Consider the following 8,328-nt stretch of genomic DNA (forward strand, 5'->3'; position numbering starts at 1 on the left):
ACGACCTGTACTTTTCATAACTTGGAGTAGCAGTTCCCAGCGAATATCAGTTAGCATTGTTCTTGGCATGGTATTGGTTATGGTTTTACTTTTGGCGAAGCAAATTATAACTCTTTACCATGCTGTTCAAAAAATACTCATGAAAGATCAACACGCCCTAGAAATTCCTCCCAATAACTCGTGTACGTTTCCAATAGAAAAACCAGCTGTTTGTTTTCTATGCCTCAGTGAAAAGCTAACCAATCTTAAAGTTCCATAATGTGGAACTATTGTTTCGCATATTGGAATGATGACGGATGTCACATCATCTCTTTTTGGTGGCATGTATATTTTAAGCATCAACATGAGGTCATTTTATGAGCAAAGTACAAGGTAACCAGGCACTAGCCAAAGCATTTGACGTCATCGATTCGATCGCCGATGGGAACCGTAACTTAAAGGATATCTGCGAACAATTGGGGCTGCCTAAGTCTACGGTTCATCGTATTTTGCAAGGTTTAATTGAAGCGCGATATATCCGAGAAGTTAAAGGGATTGGCTTAGTTCTCGGTACCAAGATGATTCAACTAGGTATTCGAGCTCAAGCAGACATGCCACTAAAAGAGATTGCTAAGCCGTATATTAGAGAGCTTGCGCAGCTTACTCTGGATACCGTGCATTTAGGCATAAAAGATGAAGATGAGATTTTTTACCTAGACAAGATCCCCGGACAGCGCCATGTTCAGATGCGCTCTCAAGTAGGGGACAGATTACCGCTTGCCGCAACCGGAGTAGGAAAAGCCTTAATGTTAGATATGCCAAAAATGGAATGGCAAAGGCTAATCAGTACCCAAACTGAGCTGGATGTTGAACATATGATGAACCGTATGGAGCAATATGCTAAAGATGATTATAGCTTTGATTTAGAAGATAACGATGACTTAGTTAGATGTGTTGCAGCTCCAATTCGCAATAAAAATGGAAATATTATTGCTGCAATTTCAGTGACCAGTATAAAAGATTATATGGATGACCAAAGAATGAATGAATTAATACCGGTTATTCAAAGCTACAGTAAAAAAATATCAGACCAACTTTAATTAACTGCAAATATCACAGCTTGCGTTAGATGATGAATACTATGTGGGTGATCGACTTTGATAGAATCGGTTTTAAGCACTCATATCTACAATATTAAAATTTCAGAGTAACTTAATTAACCTTTGAATCAATATCTGAATGAGATAATTTAGCTTAGAGCATTCAGTTAATAGCTGAGTTATTTAATTAATATCAGAATATATATTAAATAACCATAAATAAACCCTATACGAGGCCGAAGAAGCTTCTTCCTAATGTAATAAGGTCAAGATAATGAAGAAAATCTTAAAAAATGTATTAATGTCTGCTGTTATCGCGAGCGCTGCTGTTGCAACAACAGCTGGTGCAACTACTACTTACCCTGATGCTCCTGTGAAAGTAATTGTACCGTATTCTGCAGGAGGTGGTTCAGATAGCGTAAGCCGCGCACTTGTTGAAGCGCTTAAAGATAAGTTCCCAGAAGGTATTGCAGCAGAAAACCGTACAGGTGGTGCTGGTGCAATTGGTATGTCTTATGCTCAAAACAGTAAGCCAGATGGTCGTACTATAGGCATGGTCGCTCCTGAGCTTGTGATGCTTCCACACCAGGGTTACGGCGCTAATCTTGATTACAAAAAGCTAATACCTCTTGCCATTGTAAACTCTGGTTATGCCGCAATTACAGTACCAACAGACTCGCCATATAAAACGTTAGAAGACCTTATTAAAGGCTCTAAAGACAACAATCTACTGTTTGGTAATTCAGGTACAGGCAGTATTTGGCATCTAGCTGGTGCAGGCTTGGAAGTGAAGGCTGATACACAATTTACTCATGTTCCTTACAAAGGCTCTTCTGCTGCAATCACTGCTCTACTTGGGAACCACCTAGACGCTGTTTCAGTGTCTTACGCTGAGGTCGCCTCACAAGTAGAAGCAGGTAAGTTACGATCACTTGCTGTACTTGCGCCAAACCGTCTGAAAGACGCACCAAACGTTCCTACTGCTCAAGAGCTTGGATACGATGTAGTAATTGGTACATGGCGCGGTTACATGGTTCCTAAAGGTACGCCTCAGACAACGGTTGATTTCTTAACTGATGCAATCCTAGAAGCTGTTGAGACGGATACATTTAAAACATTTATGGCAAATACCAACAACGATATTGAAATAATCAAATCGGAAGAATTTGCTAACAAGTTAGAACGTGAAAACATCTTCTTTAAAGAGTTGATCACGAAGCTAGGACTTAATCAGTAAACACCTGAGAGGCTTACTCAACACGAGTAAGCCTCAACTACTTGGGACGATAATTATGCGTAAAGCTCATTTAGTCGCTGCGATAGCTTTTATATTGTTATCTTTAACTGCTTTATATTTATCTAGTGAGTTACCAGACTCTCGCAGAGGAACGCCGGGACCAGCAGCATGGCCGATTGTTATTTCTTGTGCCATGTTACTTTCAGGTATTATATTTTTAGTTAAGACTTTTACAAACAAGAATAGTGATGCTCTAGAGTTGTTTAATAGTAACAATATAAGAGTTTATATAACAATGGCAATTCTTGTTGGTTATTTTATTTGTATAAATTCCATTGGTTTTGTAGTGAGCTCATTAGTATTAACCTTTGGATTATTTTCTTGGTATGGAAACTTCTCAATCATTAAAAGAGTGATATTTTCATTCGCTATTGTAGGTATAGTTTATGGCGTATTTAATTACGCATTAAATGTTCCATTTCGTTTTGGAATATTATTTTAAGGTGTATTTAAAATGTTAATTGAAGCATTGAATTTGGTACTACAACCAAGCGTTATTTTATATCTTCTCATAGGCGTAGCTGGTGGTATGTGTATTGGTTGTTTGCCCGGGCTAACGACCACTATGGGGGTAGCACTTGTTCTGCCATTAACTTTCGGAATGGAAGCGGTTCCAAGTATTCTGTTGTTAATTGGTGTTTATGTGGGTGCAGTATATGGCGGCTCCTTATCGGCCATATTACTTAATACTCCAGGGACACCCGCATCAGCAGCAACCGCGCTTGATGGCTATAAAATGGCTTCGCGAGGCGAAGCAGGTAGAGCACTTGGTATCTCGACGATAAGTTCATTTATTGGTGGTTTAATTAGCTGTATTTTCCTAATTTTAATTGCCCCTATTCTTGCTGACTTTGCTTTAAAATTCAGCGCTCCAGAATTCTTTATGCTAGCAATTTTTGGCTTATGTATTATCTCTTCAATTTCTGGTAAATCACTATTTCTTGGTCTCATTAGTGGTTTTTTAGGCATGCTTGTAGCCACGATTGGATTGGACGACATTACAGGTAGCCTACGTTTTACTTTTGACAACATTAATTTGTATTCTGGTATTAACTTCATTCCTGTGATGATAGGTCTCTTTGCCATGTCTCAAGCATTCATTGGCGTTGAAGAGATAAATGTAAAAGGCAAGGCAACCGGAAAAATCAAACGTGTTCTTCCAAAAGGCTCCGACTGGAAACTTATCATCAAAAATAGTATACCTTTTGGCAGTTTAGGTGCATTTGTGGGTACAATCCCTGGCGTTGGCGCCGATATCGCTTCATTTATTGCCTATGGACAAGCTAAAAGTCTTTCAAAAAAGCCTGAAGAGTTCGGAAAAGGATCACCAGAAGGTGTTTCCGCCCCAGAGGCCGCAAACAATGGTGTAACGGGTGGTGCATTAATCCCAATGTTATGCCTTGGTGTGCCGGGTGATGCGGTCGCGGCAATAATGATTGGTTCTTTAACTGTTCAGGGTATTCAACCGGGCCCACTACTGTTTCAAAACGATGCATCAACAGTTTATGCCATTTTTATTGGTTTATTGGTTGCTAACGTATTCATGCTTATTCTTGGTTTAAACTCAGTTCGAATCTTTACTAAGGTTCTTTCTGTTCCTAAACCAGTATTGGTCCCAACCATTATGTTGCTGTGTTTTGTGGGTAGTTACGCTCTTAATAACAACATGTTTGACGTTGTTGTAATGCTGTTCTTCGGCATTGTGGGTTATTTCTTCCAGAAACTCGATATCTCATCTTCTCCTGTCATTTTAGGTCTAATTTTAGGTCCAATGGCGGAAAGCAACTTTAGACGTGCTCTTCTTATGTCTCGTGGAGATTATTCGACATTCCTATCTACAGGGATCTGTTGGACTTTCTTTATTCTTATCATCGTTTCACTGCTTTTCCCGATTATCAAAAATAAAGTTGTGAACAAGCAACAAAAAAACGTAAACACAACAGCTTAGGGAGAAAGAAATGAAAATTACAAACGTTATTCCACATGCAATATCAGTCCCACTGGACAATCCATTTTATTTTTCCCAAGGGTGGGCAAAAACTCGAAGCGCCGTGATTGTTGAAATTGTTACTGACGAAGGGATTGTTGGCTATGGTGAATCGCTTTGTCATGGTTTACAGAGCCCAATGATTGCGGCTTCGATAATTGAACATAGCTATAAACCTCTGTTAATAGGTCGCGACCCATTTGATGTTGAGTGTCTATGGGAAGAAATGTACAACCTTTCTCGTCCATTTGGTCAAAGTGGTGCGACGGTCAATGCGGCGAGTGGTGTTGACATTGCCCTTTGGGACATTATGGGAAAAGCTCTCAACAAACCGATTCATAAATTGCTGGGCGGTGCATTTAGGCATGAAGTCACCCCTTATGCAACGGGCTTCTACCGCGTTGCTGATGGGCAATATCCGCAAGACTCTCTAACTGAAGCTAGGCTCCATGTTGAGAATGGTTTTAGGGCGTTTAAGCTCAAAATCGGCTTTGGAATTGAAGAGGATATTAAGCTAATAAAAGAGATACGTGAAGTTGTTGGTGATGACATTAAAATTATGGCGGATGCAAACGGTGCTTACAATGTGGCTCAAGCACGCAAGCTGATTAATGAGACTGAAAAATACAACCTTCACTTTCTTGAAGAACTACTTGCCCCCGAAGATATAGACGGTTACAGAGAAATTCGAGCAAACTCTCCAACCTCGATTGCTGCTGGAGAGCAAGTTTTCGGAAAAATGGGCTATCGGCCATGGCTCGAAAAACGTTCATTAGACATTATTCAACCGGACTTATGTTCGAGTGGTGGTTTTACTGAATGCAAAAAAATAGCCGCTATGGCTCAGGCTAGCCACACAACGTTAATCCCTCATGTATGGGGTTCAGGAGTTGGTATTGCTGCCTCTTTGCAGTTTATCGCTTCGATTCCATGTAATCCGTTATCGCTAAACCCTACCGAACCAATGCTGGAGTTTGATCAGTCTTCTCATCCATTTAGAAAGGATCTTATTTGCGATGGTATTTACTACGCAGCCGGAAAAGTAACCATCCCAACAAAGCCGGGGATTGGTGTGGATGTTGATACTGACATTATCAAACAATACAAAATAAATTGATCAGAGAGATCTAATTACATGTTATTGAAAAAAGATATCGACTTTCTAATTGTTGACTGGGGCACGACTAATTTCAGAGCCTTTGCAATTAATCATGAAAATGGCGTTCACGCACAAATCGAGCTGCCAATGGGCTTGAAGCAGGTAAATGACGGTTCGTTTGCAAATGAGCTCGAACGCGTTCTGGAGTCGTGGATTCTGGGTTATCAAGAACTTCCAATCTATATGGCTGGAATGGTCGGAAGTGCAAACGGTTGGATTGACGTTCCTTATGTAAATACACCGACCAGTATAAGCAAGTTAGCAGATAAAACATACGTATTCACGCTGCCTTGGGGAGCAAAATCTTACATTGTTCCGGGAATTAGTCATGAAGCGGGTAATGGAGAGTTCGATGTAATGCGCGGGGAAGAAGTTCAAATATTTGGCCTTATCAACAAAGTGAATAATGACTCATTCTCTGCAATTTTACCCGGCACGCATAGCAAACACGTTTTAGTTCAAGACAAGCAGTTAGTGCGGTTCAATTCGTATATGACGGGTGAACTGTTTTCTGCTATCAGAGAGCATACCATCATAGGCCGAGATCTTCCTACGCAGAATCAGTCACTCTCAGCATTTGTTAAAGGTGTGCAGTCTGGTCAAAGTGGTGGTGCAACTAGCCAAATCTTTAAAGCAAGAACTGCAAAAATATTTACTCAAATCGAAGATAGTGAGGTAGATGACTTCTTATCTGGAATTCTCATAGGAAGTGAACTTAAAGAGCTAGATAGTGCATCTGCCTATTTGATTGGAAATGAAAAACTATGCAGCCGCTATCAATTGGCGTGCGATACCACGAACAAGACGAGCGAGTTTTATAGCGGAGATGAGTGCTTCATTGACGGAATGCTACTAATTAAACAGGAAATTGAAAATGACACTGCAATTTAATCCAAAAACTGACGTACCTTTGATCGCTATTCTGCGTGGAATCAAGCCAAGTGACGCACTACGAATTGGTAACATTCTAATTGAAGCTGGCTTCAAGGCGATTGAAGTACCGTTAAACTCTCCTAATGCGCTTGAAAGTATCAAGCTAATGGTCGATGAGTTTGGAGATAACTATTTGGTAGGGGCTGGTACTGTAACCACGCCTGAGTTAGCAGAACAAGTTATCGCAACGGGTGCCAAATTGATTGTTACACCTAACTTTAACGAGCGTGTTATTCAACTTGGTGTCGAGGCGGGCTGTCAAGTCTACCCAGGCGTGCTTTCTCCGACAGAAGCGTTTAATGCACTTCAAGCTGGTGCGACTGGAATTAAACTATTTCCAGTCACCATGCTAGGTATTAGCGGTGTGAAAGCTTTGAAGTCTGTATTGCCCAAAGAGGCTCTCTGTTTTGCTGTAGGGGGCATTAACCCTAATGTTGAATGCCTGAAACCATACCTAGACATTGGTATCGATGGATTTGGGCTTGGTGCTTCTCTTTACTCACCTAATCTTTCTGATGAAGAGATCAGAGAGAATGCACAAAAGTTTATTCACGCATATAACGAAACCTGTTCGTTAGGTAGTTAATTATGGCAAATTATTTAATCACTGGTGCCAGTACAGGTATTGGAGCAGAAACAGCTAAGTTGCTTGCTGAAAACAATAATTTGATTCTTACCTATTATCAGTCTTCCGATGAAGCTTACGCTCTAAAAAAGGTTTTGTTGCAAGACTACCAGGCTACGAGTGTTGAGTTTATTAAAGCGAATCTAGATACTGAAAAAGGGTGTAGAGAACTCTTTGACCAAATAGAAGGCCTGACGAACAAACTCGATGCTCTTGTAAATAATGCAGGTGGAATGGTTGCTCGAGAAAACATTGTTGACTTTAACTGGCAAACGATGGAGTCAATTTTTAGGTTGAATACATTTAGCCTTTTTCAAGTTACGTCTCTTGCTGTTCCATTACTGAGGAAATCGAAATCGCCTTGTATAGTGAATCTAACCTCTATTGCATCTAGGCATGGTGGTCCAGGGACAACCTTGTACGCTGCGGCAAAAGGTGCTGTAGATACTTTCACCAAAGGGGCTGCTAGGGAGCTTGCACCAGACATTCGGGTGAACTCGGTTTCTCCTGGTGTTATTGAAACTCCATTCCATGACAAAATGAGCACAAAGCAACAAGTATTAGATTGGCGGGACAATAACCCATTAAAGAGAAACGGAACAGCTCATGATGTAGCTTTAGCTATAAAGTTCTGTATTGAGAATACATTTGTAAACGGTGAGTCTATTGATGTGAATGGAGGGCTTTATACTCGGTGACTCTGTTTGTTGTTCTTTCTCGTTAAATTAGTTCATCAGAGCTAGAGTGAAAGTCTCTAGCTTGTCATTATCCATCTCCAGTCACAACGACCACCAATGGAATTGGTGGTCGTTGCTGTTTTGAGATACTAAAAGTTATCTGATGGGTAGATTCAGGGCGAAGCGCCCGACTCATTTCTGTCCAGAACCTTCACAGATGGCACTTCTTAACTCAGAGGTGCCCCATTGCGTGTTTTAAGGCAGACCTTACGTTATAGCTAGGGCGTGTTGATCTTTGCTGTACGTTTTATGTTCAGCAATGCATTGGTAGCCACATTAACATAACCTGAACTCGGGATAAAAAAGAAGGGAACTAAAAGCTGGTTCTGCGATCAGATCTTTCGACCAAGAGAGAACAATCGCAAAGGAACCAGCTATGCATAAACTAGGGTCTGTTGATCTTTCGTGATGATTTTTTGAACGGCATGGTGAAGGTTATAATCATTTCGCCAAAAACAAATCACAACTGAGTTCACCATGCCAAGGACAATGCTAACTGATAAACGATGGG

At 40.6% G+C, this 8,328-nt stretch carries 9 protein-coding genes; all 9 read left to right on the plus strand.

The genetic code is table 11. The features are described from left to right. Positions 1-259: hypothetical protein (locus AACW06_RS18335; protein WP_238336746.1), on the plus strand; the 259-nt coding region annotated here is incomplete at its 5' end. A gap of 97 nt (positions 260-356) precedes the next feature. Beyond that, positions 357-1,079, plus strand: coding sequence for an IclR family transcriptional regulator (locus AACW06_RS18340; RefSeq protein WP_192076181.1), 723 nt, complete (start codon positions 357-359; stop codon positions 1,077-1,079). 274 nt (positions 1,080-1,353) lie between these two features. Beyond that, a complete protein-coding gene (locus AACW06_RS18345; RefSeq protein ID WP_192076182.1) occupies positions 1,354-2,316 on the plus strand; it encodes a tripartite tricarboxylate transporter substrate binding protein in 963 nt (320 codons plus the stop codon). Between the two features lie 55 nt (positions 2,317-2,371). Beyond that, entirely contained in the window at positions 2,372-2,818 is a 447-nt protein-coding gene (locus tag AACW06_RS18350; protein ID WP_192076183.1) for a tripartite tricarboxylate transporter TctB family protein, read from the plus strand. 12 nt (positions 2,819-2,830) lie between these two features. Beyond that, a complete protein-coding gene (locus AACW06_RS18355; RefSeq protein WP_192076184.1) occupies positions 2,831-4,324 on the plus strand; it encodes a tripartite tricarboxylate transporter permease in 1,494 nt (497 codons plus the stop codon). Positions 4,325-4,334: 10 nt separating this feature from the next. Next, the gene (locus AACW06_RS18360) at positions 4,335-5,480 is read left to right on the plus strand and encodes a mandelate racemase/muconate lactonizing enzyme family protein (protein WP_192076185.1); all 1,146 of its coding nucleotides are present in this window, start codon (positions 4,335-4,337) and stop codon (positions 5,478-5,480) included. Positions 5,481-5,498: 18 nt separating this feature from the next. Then, positions 5,499-6,413 carry a 2-dehydro-3-deoxygalactonokinase gene (locus tag AACW06_RS18365; RefSeq protein ID WP_192076186.1) on the plus strand — a complete coding sequence of 305 codons (915 nt, stop codon included), beginning with the start codon at positions 5,499-5,501 and terminating at the stop codon, positions 6,411-6,413. Further along, complete coding sequence (locus AACW06_RS18370) at positions 6,397-7,041, plus strand: 2-dehydro-3-deoxy-6-phosphogalactonate aldolase (RefSeq protein WP_192076187.1); 645 nt, start codon at positions 6,397-6,399, stop codon at positions 7,039-7,041. The genes AACW06_RS18365 and AACW06_RS18370 overlap by 17 nt, the downstream gene beginning before the upstream one ends. A gap of 2 nt (positions 7,042-7,043) precedes the next feature. Further along, positions 7,044-7,778: an SDR family NAD(P)-dependent oxidoreductase gene (locus AACW06_RS18375; RefSeq protein ID WP_192076188.1), complete on the plus strand. Its 735-nt coding sequence runs from the start codon at positions 7,044-7,046 to the stop codon at positions 7,776-7,778. Positions 7,779-8,328 lie beyond the last annotated feature (550 nt).

This window comes from Vibrio sp. S12_S33 (assembly GCF_963889785.1).
Taxonomy (GTDB): Bacteria; Pseudomonadota; Gammaproteobacteria; order Enterobacterales; family Vibrionaceae; genus Vibrio; species Vibrio aestuarianus.

What these genes read in the sequence shown, in the direction of transcription:
- AACW06_RS18340 (WP_192076181.1), top strand. Translation starts at nt 357, where the DNA reads ATGAGCAAAGTACAAGGTAACCAGGCACTAGCCAAAGCATTTGACGTC.
- AACW06_RS18345 (WP_192076182.1), top strand. Translation starts at nt 1,354, where the DNA reads ATGAAGAAAATCTTAAAAAATGTATTAATGTCTGCTGTTATCGCGAGC.
- AACW06_RS18350 (WP_192076183.1), top strand. Translation starts at nt 2,372, where the DNA reads ATGCGTAAAGCTCATTTAGTCGCTGCGATAGCTTTTATATTGTTATCT.
- AACW06_RS18355 (WP_192076184.1), top strand. Translation starts at nt 2,831, where the DNA reads ATGTTAATTGAAGCATTGAATTTGGTACTACAACCAAGCGTTATTTTA.
- AACW06_RS18360 (WP_192076185.1), top strand. Translation starts at nt 4,335, where the DNA reads ATGAAAATTACAAACGTTATTCCACATGCAATATCAGTCCCACTGGAC.
- AACW06_RS18365 (WP_192076186.1), top strand. Translation starts at nt 5,499, where the DNA reads ATGTTATTGAAAAAAGATATCGACTTTCTAATTGTTGACTGGGGCACG.
- AACW06_RS18370 (WP_192076187.1), top strand. Translation starts at nt 6,397, where the DNA reads ATGACACTGCAATTTAATCCAAAAACTGACGTACCTTTGATCGCTATT.
- AACW06_RS18375 (WP_192076188.1), top strand. Translation starts at nt 7,044, where the DNA reads ATGGCAAATTATTTAATCACTGGTGCCAGTACAGGTATTGGAGCAGAA.